The following is a 14,119-nucleotide window of genomic DNA, read 5'->3' as shown; positions in this document are numbered from 1 at the left end:
AATCGCTTGTCGGATCTCCGAATCATGCTGACGAGCGACGCCGTCGGCGGCGTCTGGACCTACGCAAGCGGGCTCGCCTCGGCGCTCGCGAGCCGTGGCGCCGACGTCCATCTCGTCACGATGGGTCCGCCGCCACGCGAGGATCAGCGCGCGATGCTCTCGGCGTCATCGGTGCATCTGATCGAGACGTCGCTTGCCCTTGAATGGCAGGATCCGGAGGGGCGCGACGCGACGGCCGCCCGCCGCGTCCTCGGCGAGCTCGAAGCGCGGCTGCGGCCTGACATCGTTCATCTCAACAGTTTCCGCGAAGCGGCGTTCGAGTGGAACTGCCCCACAGTCATTGGCGCGCATTCCTGCGTCAATTCGTGGGCGGCCGCCTGCAGGGACACCGCGTGGCTGGCCGACGCGCGATGGCGGAACTATGCGAGGGCGATCGCTGCCGGGCTGAATCATGCGCAAGCCTGGGTTTGTCCGAGCCGGGCCTATCACGATGCAATCGTCGGTCTATACCGGCCGCGCTCGCCCGGCTTTGTGATCTGGAACGGCATTGCGTCGGCCGAGGCGCCACGGGATGATAGGGACGATTTCATCCTCGCCGCGGGGCGGATGTGGGACGCAGCCAAGAATATTTCGGCACTGGTGCACGCGGCCGGCGGGCTCGATTGGCCGGTCCTGGTCGCGGGACCGGCGGATAGCTCCCAAAATGCTCCCCCTGCAATTCGGTTGCTCGGTCAGGTCTCCCACGCCGAACTGATCCGGTTGATGCGACGGGCCGCGATTTTCGCAAGTCCCGCTCTTTACGAGCCGTTTGGTCTCTCGGTTCTGGAAGCTGCTTCGGCGGGATGCGCGCTCGTCCTTTCAGACATTCCAAGCTTTCGCGAGCTCTGGGATGAGGCGGCGCTCTTCGTCGATCCAGCCGATGCGACCATGCTTCACCGGGCCTTGGCCGAACTGACAAGCGATGCCGGCAGGCGCGTGCGGCAGCAGCAGGCCGCGGCGGCGCGCTCACGAAACTATTCGCTGCGGCGAATGATCGATTGTTACGTCGTGCTCTATCAGGGGCTGCTTGCGCCCGGGCCGAAGCCGACCCTCACCCCGGCACTCGAGGCTTCCCTATGAACTGCGTTCTCTTTTACCACGCGTTCTCCTCGTGCTGGAACAACGGCAATGCGCACTTCCTGCGCGGCATAGCGCGCGAGCTGCACAGGCTCGGCCATGACGTCGTCGTTTACGAGCCGGCAGATGGATGGAGCCGTTTGAATGCGATCCGTGACGGGGGGCACCAAACGCTTCACGAGGTGCCGCAGATGTTCCCGGGCATATCGGTCCGGCTCTACGATCAATCGTTCGACCTGGACGAGGCGCTCGATGCGGCCGACCTAGTCATCGTGCATGAGTGGAATTCGCCTGATCTGATCGAACGCATCGGCCGGCGTCGCGCCCAGGGCGCGCCGTTCACGCTGCTGTTCCACGACACGCACCATCGCGCCGTCACCGCGCGCGAGGAACTCGCACGCTTCCACCTCGACGGCTTTGACGGGGTTCTCGCCTTCGGCGAAGTGCTGCGCCAGATCTATCTTGGCCTTGGCTGGGCGAACAGGGCTTTCACCTGGCACGAGGGCGCCGACACAGAGCTTTATCGCCCGCTACCGCACATCACGAAGACTCGGGACCTTGTCTGGATCGGCAATTGGGGGGATGACGAGCGCAGCGCGGCGCTGCGGAAATATCTGATCGAGCCCGTGGCAACGCTCAAGCTCCGCGCAACGATTTTCGGGGTCCGCTATCCCGAGGAGGCGCTCGACGAAATCGAAACCGCCGGGATCGAATTCGGCGGCTGGCTTCCGGCACATCGGGCTCCGCTTGCCTTCGCCGATGCGCAGATGACCGTTCACGTGCCACGCGGTCCGTATGTTCGTGCGTTGCCGGGCATTCCGACCATCCGGATGTTCGAGGCCATGGCCTGCGGAATTCCGATTGTCTCGGCGCCGTGGGAGGATGCAGAGCGCCTTTTCACGCCGGAGTCCTACGTCAGGGCAGCCGATGGGGCGCACATGCGCAACGCGCTGCGGGCGCTCTCGCAGGATGCGGAGTTTGCGGCCGCAACTGCCAGTGCCGGCCTCCACCTCGTGAGGGGACGTCACACCTGCCGGCATCGCGTGCGCGAGCTCCTCGACATTGTCGACCAGATCCGCACCTCGCGGCCCTTGGTGACGCGGAGGGAATACGAGGGAGCTGTCGCATGAAGATCTGCTTCTTCGGTTCAAGCCTGGTCTCGTCCTACTGGAACGGTGCCGCGACCTATTATCGCGGCATCCTGAAAGAGATCGCCGCGCTCGGGCACGACATCACCTTCTTCGAGCCGGATGCATTCGCCCGTCAGGCTCATCGCGACATCGACGATCCGTCCTGGGCTACGGTTGTGGTCTATCCCGCGACGCCAGACGGATGGCAGCGCTCGCTCGCCGCTGCCGCGCGATCGGCCGACATCCTGGTGAAGGCCAGCGGCGTGGGGGTATTCGATGTCGAATTGGAAACCGCGGTCGCCGAAATTCAGTCAAGGGCGCTGCGCCTCTATTGGGACGTCGATGCGCCGGCGACGCTGGAGGCGATTGCCGCCGATCCGGGCCATCATCTCCGGAGCGCCATTCCTTGTTACGATCTCGTACTCACTTATGGCGGCGGTGAGCCCGTCGCGCAGGCGTATCGCGCAGCGGGAGCGCGTGACTGCGTCCCGATCTACAACGCGCTCGATCCGACGACGCATCATCCGGCGCCGCCGATACCGGAGTTTGCCTGCGACCTCAGCCTGCTCGCCAACCGCCTGCCGGATCGCGAACGGCGCGTCGAGCAGTTCTTCATCGAGGTGGCCGACCGTCTCCCGGCAAGGAGCTTTGTGCTGGGCGGAGCGGGCTGGGATTCCAAACCGATGCCGCAGAACATTCGCAAATCCGGCCATGTCGGCACCGGTCAGCACAATGCATTCTTCGCATCAGCGCTCGCCACCCTCAACGTCAACCGGGACAGCATGGCCAGATACGGCTTTTCGCCGCCAACCCGCGTCTTCGAGGCGGTCGGCGCGGGCGCCTGCCTGATCACCGATGCCTGGGACGGCATCGATCATTTTCTCGAGCCCGGCACGGAAGTGCTGGTGGCCGCGAACGGCGATGAGGTGGCCGGGCATCTCGATGCGCTCGAACCCGCGCGCGCGAGCGCCATCGCGCGACGCGCGCGAGCACACATCCTGGCCCATCACACATACAGGCATCGGGCCCGCCAATTTCAACAACTGCTCGAAGGCATGAACACCAGGACAGAGGCCGCGGAATGAACCTCAAAATCGTCGTCATCGGACTTTCGGTAACCTCGTCGTGGGGCAATGGTCACGCGACCACCTACCGCGCCCTGCTCGAAGCGCTGGCCCAGCGCGGCCACCGGGTCACCTTTCTCGAGCGCGACATGCCCTGGTATCGCAACAACCGCGATTTGACCAAGCCATCGAGCTGGAACGTCCGGCTTTACCAGCACCTGCAGGATGTGCCGCGGCTGTTCGGCTCGCTCATTCGCGACGCCAATCTCATCATCATCGGCTCCTATGTGCCCGATGGAATCGCGATCGCCGAATGGGTCACGGCACACACGCAAGGCCTCACGGCGTTCTACGACATCGATACGCCGGTCACGCTCGCCGGCCTCGATGAAGGCCTTCAGTATATTTCGGCGGCGATGATCCCGCGCTTTGATCTCTATCTATCGTTCACGGGCGGACCCGTCCCGGGCATGATCGAGGACGTCTATGGCAGCCCGATGGCGCGCACCTTGTATTGCAGCGCGGACATCGAATTGTATCGACCGCACAAGGCAAAACCCAAATGGTCGCTCGGCTATCTCGGCACCTACAGTGATGACCGCCAGTTGCAGCTTGAAAAGCTGCTGCTGGCGCCCGCGCTGGAGCATCCGGAGCAGCGCTTCGTTGTCGCGGGTTCAAAATACCCTGACCATCTCGCCTGGCCGGCAAATGTCGATCGCGTCGAGCACATCGCGCCGCAGGAGCATCCGACCTTCTATGCGCAGCAGCGCTTCACGCTGAACGTGACCCGGGCCGATATGCGCTCGCTCGGCTTTTCGCCCAGCGTGCGCCTGTTCGAGGCGGCGGCCTGCGGCGCACCGATCATTTCGGACCGCTGGCCCGGTCTCGAGACAATCTTCGCCCCTTCATCGGAAATTCTGCTTGCCAGCAGCCCGCGCGAGGTCATCGAGATCATCAATGAAATGCCCGAGGACAGGCGCCTGTCCGTTGCCGAGCGCGCGCGTCAGCGCATCCTGCGCGACCACACGCCCGACCATCGGGCCCAGCAACTGGAAGACTATTATCTGGAAGCGGCGAACCGACGGCTGAAAGTACCGCGTCGAAATGTCGCCGGACGAACCATGCATGTCGCTGAAATGTAACTTGAGGAGATGATGACGATACATACGCCCATCACCACCCGAAACTATGATCGCAGCGCTCGCCACACGCTCATCACCGGAGGCGCCGGCTTCATAGGATCACACTTGTGCGATTCGCTTCTGCAACGCGGCGACACCGTGATCTGCGTCGACAACTTTTTCACGGGCTCGCTCCGCAATATCCGGCCGCTGCTGAACCACCCGAACTTCCACTTCATCGAGCACGATGTGCGCAATCCGCTTTCCGTGGAGGGGGACGTCGACCGTATCTTCAATCTCGCTTGCCCGGCCTCGCCGCGGCATTATCAGAGAGACCCGATCGGAACGATGAAGACCTGCGTCATCGGCACCATCAACGTGCTCGAACTTGCGCGGAAGAAATCCGCCCGTGTTCTGCAGGCGTCCACCAGCGAAGTCTACGGGGATCCGGAAGTGCACCCGCAGCCGGAAAGCTATCAAGGCCACGTCAATCCGACCGGGCCGCGGGCCTGCTACGACGAGGGGAAGCGCGCGGCCGAGACGCTGATGTTCGACTACCACCGGCTTCACGGGCTTGAAGTCAAGGTCGCGCGCATCTTCAACACCTATGGCCCGCGCATGCTCGAAAACGACGGTCGCGTGGTCTCCAATTTCATCGTGCAGGCGCTGCATGGCGAGCCGATCACCGTCTATGGAAGCGGAAGCCAAACCAGAAGCTTCTGCTTTGTCGACGATCTCGTCCGCGGCCTGGAGATGTTGATGGAGAGCCCGACCTCCGTGACCGGGCCGTTCAACCTGGGCAACCCGCAGGAAATGACGATCGAGGAAGTCGCCCGCGAGGTGCTGGCCTGCACCAACTCGACCTCTCCGCTTCAATTCCGCCCGTTGCCGCAGGACGATCCCAAGCGGCGCCGACCGATCATCGACGCGGCCGAGCAGGTGCTCGGCTGGCGTCCGCGCGTGCCGCTCAGGAAGGGCATCGAAGCCACGGTCGCCTACTTCGCCCTGCAGCTCGCGAGCGGCAACACCACGGTCGCGCTTTCGAGGCGAGGTCCGGCGAAGCCGTCTCGCGGCCGCCTGACCCTCGCCAGCCAGCAATAGCCCATGGAACCTGCAATCATGTGCTGCGACGACTCCGACTGTCGCTTCCAAAGCAATAGAACCGTGGGTTTTTAGTCACACTTTACTCGCTTTTTGCGGGAGTCGGTCACCGGCGCCCGCGGGAATTAACATATGAAAACGCCTGACTGGAACACCTGTGGAACAATTTTGGCGGTGCAAGCATCCGTTTCGGGGCGTTCAGTCATGAAGTTTGGCGATTCGACCGATGAGAGTTTGTTGGCCTACTATGAAAGCGTTCGGCGGCAGGTTGCCGCCGATAATCGGCTGGGGGGACGTTACCGCCTGATAGGCGCGAGCGTGAGAGCATATGCCGACCAACTGCAGCGGGAGATGAGCCGCCGGCAGTTATCGTTCAAGCCGATCGAATGGCCTTGAGGCGCACCGAACCTGAGCGCGATGCGATCAGGTTGAACCGTCATAGCGCTTCCAAAAGTTTTTGCTTGAGCATGATCTGTTCGGAAAGCCGCTGCACATTTTCCGGGTCATGCGCGAGAGCATCCGCCGATCAAGTTGCAGAGCCGGACGAGTGCCTTGAACCAGGCCCGTCATTGCGAGGAGCGAAAGCGACGAAGCAATCCAGAACTGCATCCGCGGAGAAAGTCTGGATTGCTTCGCTTCGCTCGCAATGACGGTGGAGCGCGCGCGCCCTCCGATTCGCTCAGCTCGGCGGATGCTCTAGCAGCAGGCAATCATCTTTGCCGGCCGCCGTTCTCGGCTGACGCTTCCTTTTGGTTCTTCTGGTTGCCGTGATCGCCACCTTGCGGAGCGGTGCGTATCTTCTGTCCGTCGTGGATCGTGGTGGGTGGGTTCAACACCACTTGTTCGTCGCCGTTAAGCCCGCTCGTCAATTCGACGGTCTGCCCCAGATCGCGATAGATTACCACGGGCTGCAAATGGATCTCATCGTCCTTGACGGTCGCGACCCTCAGTCCCTGCGCGTCGAAGATCAACGCCTCGGCGGGAACCTGGACGTTCGGGTGTTCCCGCGGCACGTCTATCTCGACATTGACGTATATTCCGGCCTTGAGCGCGTGGTCCGGGTTTTTCACATCGACCTGAACCGGAAGCGTGCGGCTCACCGACTGCAGCGCGCCTGCATTGCGCGCGAGCGTGCCGATGAAGGTGCGGTCAGGCAACTCGAAGACGTGGACCGTGGCCGGCAAGCCGTCCCTGATCCCCACGGCCAGAGTCTGCGGCACATTCACCGCGACCCGCAGCACGTCGTCTTTGACCACCCCGAACATCGACGTACCGGTGCCGGTATCGGCATTGACAAGATCGCCGACATCGACGTTGCGGAAGCTCACCACGCCGTCAAAAGGTGCGCGCACCTCTTCGAAGCCCGTCAGCGTTCTCAGCCGGTTGACGGTTGCCTGTTGCGCTTCCACGTTGGCTTGCGCGACCTTCACCCCGGCATTGGCAGCATCGAGATTGGCCTGTTGGCTCGAGACGTTGGCCTGCTGATTGTCCCGATTCTGCATCGTCTCGTACCCCTTTGAAGCCAGGGAGCCGATTCGTGCATAGGTGACGTTCCCAAGCTTCAGGTTCGCCTCCGCCACGCTCACCTGGGCGGTGGCCTGCGCAACCGCCGCTTTGAGCTGCGCCAGTTGTGCTTCCGCCTGATCGAGCTGGCGATCGAGATCTGGAGAGGCGATTTTCGCCAGCAAATCTCCCTGCTTCACCTGGCTGCCGATATCGACCTTCCGTTCGGCTACGTAACCCGTGGCACGCGCAAAGATACTGGCCTGATCAAAGGCCAGCGTCTGCCCCGGCAGGCTCGTTTTGATCGGATCTGAGAGCTGCTTGGCAGCCGCGGTGCGCACCTGCGGCTCCTCGCTATTGGTCTCCTCTTGAGTCTGTTTCGCCGCAGTGCTGGTTCGCCAATGGCCGAGGGCCCCGATTGCGAGCACGGCAACCATGGCGGCCGCAACCAGCCACGACCACCTCGCGGAAGGAGGATTCGGCCGCCGCTCCTCCGATGGCCGCTCTGCAGTCGCCCCCTGGTGTCGCCCGTCTTCTCTCATATGTAGTCCTTCACGGGTGTCACCCTGCCCCGCCGCAGCACCGAATAAAGCAAAGGCACGAACAGCAAGGTCGAGCACGTCCCGACGAGAACGCCGCCAAGCACGGCGCGCGCCAGCGCGGCGTTTTGCTCGCTACCTTGCCCCAGTCCCAGCGCCATCGGAAGTAGCCCCACAAACATCGCGCCGGCGGTCATCAAGACCGGGCGCAGTCTGGTCTCGCCGGCCCTGATGGCCGCCTCCGCGGCGCTACAGCCGGTCCGCTCACGATGCTCGCGGGCAAAGGTCACGAGCAGGATCGAGTTGGCACTGGCCACACCGACGCTCATGATCGCGCCGAACAGCGATGGAATCGAGAAACTGGTCTGCGTGACGAACAGGCTCATCACGATGCCGCAAAAGGCGAGAGGCAGTGCCGCCAGCACCACGAAGGGATCGCCCCAGCTCTGGAAATTCACTGCCATCAGCAGATACACCGCGATCATCGCGATGGCGATGCCAAGCTCCAGGTTGCGAAACGCACTGTGCATGTCGGAGATCTGCCCGAGCACCGAAATCTTGTCCGGCACCGGCAGGTTCTTCTGTTCATCCTGCATGATCTTCGTGATCTCGTTGCTGACCGAACCCAGGTCGCGATTCTGCACGTCTGCGAACACGTCGAATTTGGGCTGGGTGTTGACGTGGTTGACGACAGTCTGCTCGGATTGCCGGCGCAGCTTGGCGATGTTGTTGAACAGCGTCACCACGCCTGCGCCTTGACCCGGCCCCTGACCGGTCGTGGTCGATACGAACAGCGGAGTGTTGCCGACGTCGGTCAGCGAATTGTTGCGATATTCCGGCGTCTGCACCCAGAGCTGGTACGGGATCCCGGTGTTCGGGTCGGCCCAGAAATTCGGATTGACCTGGAAGCTGCCCGCGAGCGACACGTTCAGCGCATTGGCGACCTGCTGCTCGCTCAGGCCGATCTCCTGAGCCATCTGACGGTCGACGTCGGCAAAGAATTCCGGCGCGTCGGTGATCTGCTGGATGTGCACGTCCACCGCCCCGCGGACCGCGCGCAGCCGCGCCTCGATGTGCTTGGCGACCTCAAGGTCCTTGGCAGAATTGCGGCCCGTGACCTGGACGTCGATCGGCGTGATAGTTCCGAAATCGAGAATCTGGGTGATGATGTCGGCGGGCTGAAAATAGAAGATGACATCCGGGAAGGCGTCGCGCAGCACCCGCCGCAACGTCGCGCGATAGGCGTTGGTGGAGGCGTGGCCTTCCTTGAGCGAGATCAGGATCTGGCCGTCATTGTTGGCGACGAAGGATCCGTCGCCGAAGGCGAAATTGTAGTTGATCGCGGGTAGTCCGATGTTATCGAGCAAGAGCCCGAGATCCTTCTCCGGGATGGTCTGGCGGATCTTGTCCTCGATCGCCGCGAAGGTCTGCTCGGCCGTCTCGATCCGCTGCCCGGGCCGGGTGCGAACGTGCAGGGTGAGCTCGCCGGCATCGATCTGCGGGAAATAATCCTGGCCGACAAAAACGAACAGCACACCGGCAACGACAATGACGGAGCCGGCAACGGCAAAAGCGGCGAGGCGGTGTTCGAGAATGACGTGGAGAAGCCCGACATAGCGCTCGTGAAAGCGGGCGAAGGCCCGCTCGAAGCCCCCGTGAAAGCGCGAGAAGAAGCCGCGGTTCGCGGCAGTGGAGGTGTGCGCGGCGTCGCTGCCGCGATCAGCCTCGGCTGGGGGCTCACGCGAGCCGAAGCGCTGTTCGTGCTCGCGGCGCACCAGGACATCGATGAAGATCGGCACCACCGTTCGCGACAGCAAATAGGACGCGAGCATCGCGAAGACGACGGCGAGCGCCTGGGGCGTGAACAGGAATTTCGGTGTGTCCTTCAGGAACAACACGGAGACGAACGCGGCGCAGATGGCAAGCGTCGAGATCAGGGCCGGCTTGGCGATGCCGGCCGCGCCCTCGGCGACCGATTGGCGGAACGGGCGTCCCTCCTCCATCAGCCGATAGGTATTCTCGATCGCTACCGTCGCATCGTCGACCAGGATGCCGACCGCAAGCGCCAGTCCGCCGAGCGTCATGAGGTTCACCGTGTGGCCGAGCAGGGCCAAAACCGCGAGCGAGGTGAGGATCGACAGCGGAATTGAGATCAGCACCACCAGCGTCGAGCGCCAGGAACCGATAAACAGCAGGATCATGAGACCGGTGAGGCCGGCCGCGATGACCGCCTCCCTCAACACGTCCATGATCGCGCCCGTGACGAACACGGACTGATCGAACAACATGTCGATCTTGGTGCCCTTTGGCGCGGCTTGCCGGATCTGCGACAGATAGCTCTTAACGTTGTTGACGACCGACAGCGTCGAGGCATCGCCGTTCTTCAAGATGGGCTGCAGCACGGAGTGGCGGCCGTCCGCCCGCACGATGTTCTGTTGTGGCGGCGAGCCATCGCGGACATAGGCGACATCGCGAACCAGGATCGGCGTGCCATCAACCACCTTGACCGGGATCGCGTTGAGCGCCGCAATCGTCTCCGGCGCCGCGTTCAGCCGGATCGGATATTGCCGTTCCCCGATCTTGGACTGGCCGGACGGAACGACCAGGTTCTGGCTGGTGATCGCGTTGGTCACGTCCAGCGGTGTGAGCCCATAGCCCTGCAGCGCATGCATGTCGAGGTCGACCATGACCTGCCGCGGCGACCCGCCGTAGGGCGTCGGCAGCGTGCTGCCCGGCACCTCGGTAAGCGTCTGGCGAACGCGATACAGGGCGTAGTCATACAGTTGCGTCTGGCTCTGCTGGTCGGAGGACAGCGCAAGCTGGACCACCGGCACCGCAGATGCCGCAAACCGCATGACCACGGGCGGTTGAATCCCCGGCGGCATCACGGCGCGGATCGAGTTCATGGCCGACACCACCTGCGTGATCGCCAGATCGATCGAGACGTTCGGCTGGAAATAGATCCGCTCGATCGCCACGCCCTGCAGCGTCGTACTCTCCATTCGCCTGATGTTGTTGACGTTGTTGGACAGCGAATACTCGCTGTAGGTGGTGATCCGCTGAGACATGTCCGTCGTATCGAGGCCGGTATATGTCCACACCACCACGACGACGGGAATATCGACGGTGGGCAGCACGTCCTTCGGCATCACGACCGCCGCGCCCGCGCCGCCCAGCAACATCAATATCGATAACACGAAGAAAGATACGCGAAATTTCAGCGCGTATTTGACGAGACCCATGTGCGTCCCTTCGGTTTGGCTGAAAATTCAACCCACGGCGAAAAGTTCGCACCCGCGTCCGGGACGCAACTCATTGTGATGGGGCCGATTTGCCGACGCGATGAGCAGCGGGCGCGCGGCGGGTGATTCTCAAATGAACGGCTTGCCCCCGGTGACCGCGATCGTCGTTCCCGAGGTGTAGCTCGAGAGCGGATCGGCCAGCATGACATAGGTGGTCGCAAGCTCCGCCGGTTGTCCGGCCCGCTTCATCGGAACTTGCTTGCCGAAATTCTTCACCGCCTCCTCCGGCATGGTCGACGGGATCAGCGGCGTCCAGATCGGTCCCGGCGCGACCGCGTTGACCCGGATGCCCTTCTCCGCCAGCATCTGTGCGAGCCCACCAGTGAAGTTCTGGATCGCGCCCTTGGTGGTGGCGTAGGCGAGCAGGATCGGATTTGGCATGTCCGAGTTGACGGATGCCGTGTTGATGATTGCGCTGCCAGGCTTCATATGCGGCACGGCGGCCTTGGTCAGATAGAACATCGCGTGAATGTTGGTCTTGAAGGTGACCTCCCATTCCTCGTCGCTGATCTCGGTGATCTCACTGAATGTCGCCTGATGGGCCGCATTGTTGACGAGGATGTCGATGCCGCCAAGTTGGTCGACGGCGCGTTGAATGACGGACCGGCAGTGGCGTGGATCGCTGAGGTCGCCGGGGATAAGCACCGCCTTCCGCCCCTCCTGCTCGATCCGCGCTTTGACCTCCTGCGCGTCCTCGCTCTCATCGAGATAGGCGATCAACACGTCGGCACCCTCTCGGGCATAAGCAATCGCGACCGCGCGACCGATCCCGCTGTCACCGCCGGTGATGACGGCCTTCATGCCCGCAAGCTTGCCCGATCCCTTGTAGCTGGTCTCGCCATGATCGGGCCGCGGATTCATTTTCGATGTCAATCCGGGCATCGGCTGCTTTTGGTTCGGATAGGGCGGTTGCGGAAATTCGCGTTGCATCATGAACTCCTGCGGCAAGATGAATGCTCAATCTGCGAAGCAGGTCGATGTTCCTCTGGCAGGACTGAGAGGTGCGCGCTTGAGCGCGTTGGTTACGGAACTCCTGATTAGAAGCCTCACATCCGTTTGAGGCGAAAGCTTTTGGTTCCGGAAACGCCAATCGCCGGCATGCGTTGGCTTGCCTCACGAGGACGGAGACAACCAATGAACTTGAAGCTCTTGACCGCAACCGCCGTTATGACAGCCGCGGTGGCCTCGCCGGCACTCGCAGATCCTCATGCCCGGTCCGTGCCGGTACAGAACAGGCTCCAGCAGGAGCGCGCCTACTATCGGCATAGCTATTACGGCGGCGGCTACTACGAGCCCGGCTACTACGGCTCCTACAATCGCGGTTTCTGGCCCGGCGACGTCGCTGCGGACGTCATCGGCGGCGCGATCGGAACGGCAGGCGCGATTGCGACCGCACCTTTCGCCTACAATGCCTACGCCTATAACGGCTACTACAATCCCTACAACGGCTTTGCCTGTGAGCCCGGAACGGCCTTCATAGGCGCGGATGGTTTGCGGCATCTCTGCCAGTAACGATCCGGTACGAAGCAACCACGAAGCAAACGGAAGAGGCGGCCTTTTGGACCGCCTCTCTTGTTTTGATAGTCCGACGTTTGCCGCCTCAACCGACCTGCGTATGCTGGCCGCCCGGCTGGCAGATCTGGTGCAGCGAGGCTGCGGTGACATCACCCGCCTGGCTTCGTGCGATGTCGCCAAGCGAGACGATTCCGACCAGCCGCTTCCCACGATCGAGCACCGGCAGGCGCCTTACCTGGATGTCACCCATGTTCCAGGAAACCTCCTCGACATCCTGATCGTCGAAGCAATATTTCACATCCGGCGTCATCACCGCTCTGATCCTGGTGTCGGGACCACGCCCTTTTCCGATCGCGCGGACGGCGATGTCCCGATCCGAAATCATTCCGACGAGATGATCATCCTCCGCGACCGGCAGCAGCCCGACGTCAAGCTCCCACATGGCTTCCGCTGCATCTCTCACCGTGTCCTCGGGCGTGCAAAGCTGAACATCCGCCGTCATTACTTCAGAGACTCTCATGACGTCCTCCGCTCAAGTTTGGCCACCAACCGGCGACGCTGCCTCCCGTTCCCGGCCTTCCAGCGATTTCATGAACACATTCACTCGCTGGGAACGCGCACTTGCGTTGCGCATTAGCCATCAACAGATGTCGTCAGCACCGGAAGGAGTGTTTCGTGGCCAAACCTCGCGAGCCAAACGGCATTGAACCCGAGCATTCCGAAGAAGACATCCAGCGCCGGCAGTTCGGCCCGCGCGGCGTTCCCGGTGAGCCGGATCCCGCCAAGATGACGCCGCAGCGTGAGAAGAAGCAGCCCAAGAACGTCGATCCCGGCCACACGGCGTGAGCGTTGCGGAGAAGATGACGCCAGAGCATCAAGAACCTCGTCGCACTCATCGACGTGCCGATCCGACATCGCGGTACGCAACCTTATTGTCCTGCATCTGAGTTTCGTAAAAAGAAGAAGCCTCGGCTTGCCGAGGCTTCAATGACTGTATGGAAGAGGCCTTACTGCTGCTTCTTCGCTTTCGTGGATTTCATCTGCTTCTCTTTGGCGGCCTGATTGTATCCCCTCGTCGCCCAGTCTCCCTTGCCACTCATCGCCCCCGGGGCCGCCGCATATGACGGTACGGTCGTTGATGCGAGGGTCAGGCCAAGCAACGCAGCAATAGCGAGCAAAACTACAAGCTTCATAAATACCTCCTCCATAATTAAAAACGAGAACAATATAAAACCATTTCCATTTAAATGTGAATATATTTATTAACTTAAAACCATTTAAATATACCGATCGTCGGCCCGCATCCTCCGGACCTCCCGCTTGAACTTCGACAGCGCCGCGAAATTTCCGGATTTTCTGGTATTCCTCGCATGTACGGCTCGGCGCGACCAAGGTTCAGGTTCGCCCCTCAAGCTCATGAATTAAAATTTCGGCTTTTCACACGCCGCATTTTTATTTAAATTCTGGCCTCTAACGGCATTTTCATATTTTTATATTTACGAGACGCATCACAATGGACCAGACGATTGCCCGCTTGCGTGCCCACAAGAGCAACATTGAGAGGTATCGCCGCCTGCTCACAACCAAGCTGACCGAGGTTGAAAGGATATATCTCGAGACGCGGCTGTCCGAAGAACAGTCCGCCTTAGAGGCTGTCGCTATGCTCGAGCACGCTGGACTGTTCAGCGCCCGCTCATAAGCCGAGCATCGACGAAGACGATGGCCATG

At 61.8% G+C, this 14,119-nt stretch carries 14 protein-coding genes; 9 read left to right on the top strand and 5 right to left on the bottom strand.

Going from position 1 to position 14,119, the window contains the following annotated elements; translation table 11 throughout:
* The first annotated feature begins 24 nt into the window (after positions 1-24).
* The 6 genes from P6U23_RS08155 to P6U23_RS08130 all read left to right on the top strand — a co-directional run bounded on the left by P6U23_RS08155 (position 25) and on the right by P6U23_RS08130 (position 5,928).
* Positions 25-1,119, top strand: coding sequence for a glycosyltransferase family 4 protein (locus P6U23_RS08155; protein ID WP_407179032.1), 1,095 nt, complete (start codon positions 25-27; stop codon positions 1,117-1,119).
* Positions 1,116-2,246, top strand: a complete 1,131-nt coding sequence (locus P6U23_RS08150) for a glycosyltransferase (protein ID WP_407179031.1) — start codon at positions 1,116-1,118, stop codon at positions 2,244-2,246. Before P6U23_RS08155 ends, P6U23_RS08150 begins: the two co-directional genes overlap by 4 nt.
* Entirely contained in the window at positions 2,243-3,331 is a 1,089-nt protein-coding gene (locus tag P6U23_RS08145; protein WP_407179030.1) for a glycosyltransferase, read from the top strand. Before P6U23_RS08150 ends, P6U23_RS08145 begins: the two co-directional genes overlap by 4 nt.
* Positions 3,328-4,452, top strand: a complete 1,125-nt coding sequence (locus P6U23_RS08140) for a glycosyltransferase (RefSeq protein WP_407179029.1) — start codon at positions 3,328-3,330, stop codon at positions 4,450-4,452. Before P6U23_RS08145 ends, P6U23_RS08140 begins: the two co-directional genes overlap by 4 nt.
* A 12-nt stretch (positions 4,453-4,464) precedes the next feature.
* Complete coding sequence (locus P6U23_RS08135; RefSeq protein ID WP_407181380.1) at positions 4,465-5,532, top strand: UDP-glucuronic acid decarboxylase family protein; 1,068 nt, start codon at positions 4,465-4,467, stop codon at positions 5,530-5,532.
* A gap of 132 nt (positions 5,533-5,664) precedes the next feature.
* Entirely contained in the window at positions 5,665-5,928 is a 264-nt protein-coding gene (locus P6U23_RS08130; protein WP_407179028.1) for a hypothetical protein, read from the top strand.
* A gap of 314 nt (positions 5,929-6,242) precedes the next feature.
* Here the strand turns inward: P6U23_RS08130 and P6U23_RS08125 are convergent, their stop codons facing one another.
* The 3 genes from P6U23_RS08125 to P6U23_RS08115 all read right to left on the bottom strand — a co-directional run bounded on the left by P6U23_RS08125 (position 6,243) and on the right by P6U23_RS08115 (position 11,806).
* Positions 6,243-7,472: an efflux RND transporter periplasmic adaptor subunit gene (locus P6U23_RS08125; RefSeq protein ID WP_407179027.1), complete on the bottom strand. Its 1,230-nt coding sequence runs from the start codon at positions 7,470-7,472 to the stop codon at positions 6,243-6,245.
* Positions 7,473-7,573: 101 nt separating this feature from the next.
* Entirely contained in the window at positions 7,574-10,816 is a 3,243-nt protein-coding gene (locus P6U23_RS08120) for an efflux RND transporter permease subunit (protein ID WP_407179026.1), read from the bottom strand.
* Positions 10,817-10,945: 129 nt separating this feature from the next.
* Positions 10,946-11,806, bottom strand: a complete 861-nt coding sequence (locus tag P6U23_RS08115) for an SDR family oxidoreductase (RefSeq protein ID WP_407181379.1) — start codon at positions 11,804-11,806, stop codon at positions 10,946-10,948.
* 204 nt (positions 11,807-12,010) lie between these two features.
* Between P6U23_RS08115 and P6U23_RS08110 the strand changes: the two genes are divergently transcribed.
* Positions 12,011-12,388: a hypothetical protein gene (locus P6U23_RS08110; protein ID WP_407179025.1), complete on the top strand. Its 378-nt coding sequence runs from the start codon at positions 12,011-12,013 to the stop codon at positions 12,386-12,388.
* Positions 12,389-12,476: 88 nt separating this feature from the next.
* Here P6U23_RS08110 and P6U23_RS08105 read toward each other — a convergent pair whose 3' ends face one another.
* Positions 12,477-12,911 carry a CBS domain-containing protein gene (locus P6U23_RS08105; RefSeq protein ID WP_407179024.1) on the bottom strand — a complete coding sequence of 145 codons (435 nt, stop codon included), beginning with the start codon at positions 12,909-12,911 and terminating at the stop codon, positions 12,477-12,479.
* Positions 12,912-13,066: 155 nt separating this feature from the next.
* On the opposite strand from P6U23_RS08105, the gene P6U23_RS08100 reads away from it, so the two are divergent.
* Complete coding sequence (locus tag P6U23_RS08100; protein ID WP_198026588.1) at positions 13,067-13,237, top strand: hypothetical protein; 171 nt, start codon at positions 13,067-13,069, stop codon at positions 13,235-13,237.
* Positions 13,238-13,398: 161 nt separating this feature from the next.
* On the opposite strand, the gene P6U23_RS08095 is transcribed toward P6U23_RS08100, so the two are convergent.
* Positions 13,399-13,584, bottom strand: coding sequence for a hypothetical protein (locus P6U23_RS08095; RefSeq protein ID WP_407179023.1), 186 nt, complete (start codon positions 13,582-13,584; stop codon positions 13,399-13,401).
* A 320-nt stretch (positions 13,585-13,904) separates the two neighbouring features.
* On the opposite strand from P6U23_RS08095, the gene P6U23_RS08090 reads away from it, so the two are divergent.
* Positions 13,905-14,090, top strand: a complete 186-nt coding sequence (locus P6U23_RS08090; RefSeq protein ID WP_407179022.1) for a hypothetical protein — start codon at positions 13,905-13,907, stop codon at positions 14,088-14,090.
* Positions 14,091-14,119: the final 29 nt, after the last annotated feature.

Origin of the sequence: Bradyrhizobium sp. STM 3562, assembly GCF_045571435.1 — a bacterium.
GTDB lineage: Bacteria > Pseudomonadota > Alphaproteobacteria > Rhizobiales > Xanthobacteraceae > Bradyrhizobium.
This window is presented reverse-complemented; position numbering and strand designations above follow the sequence as displayed.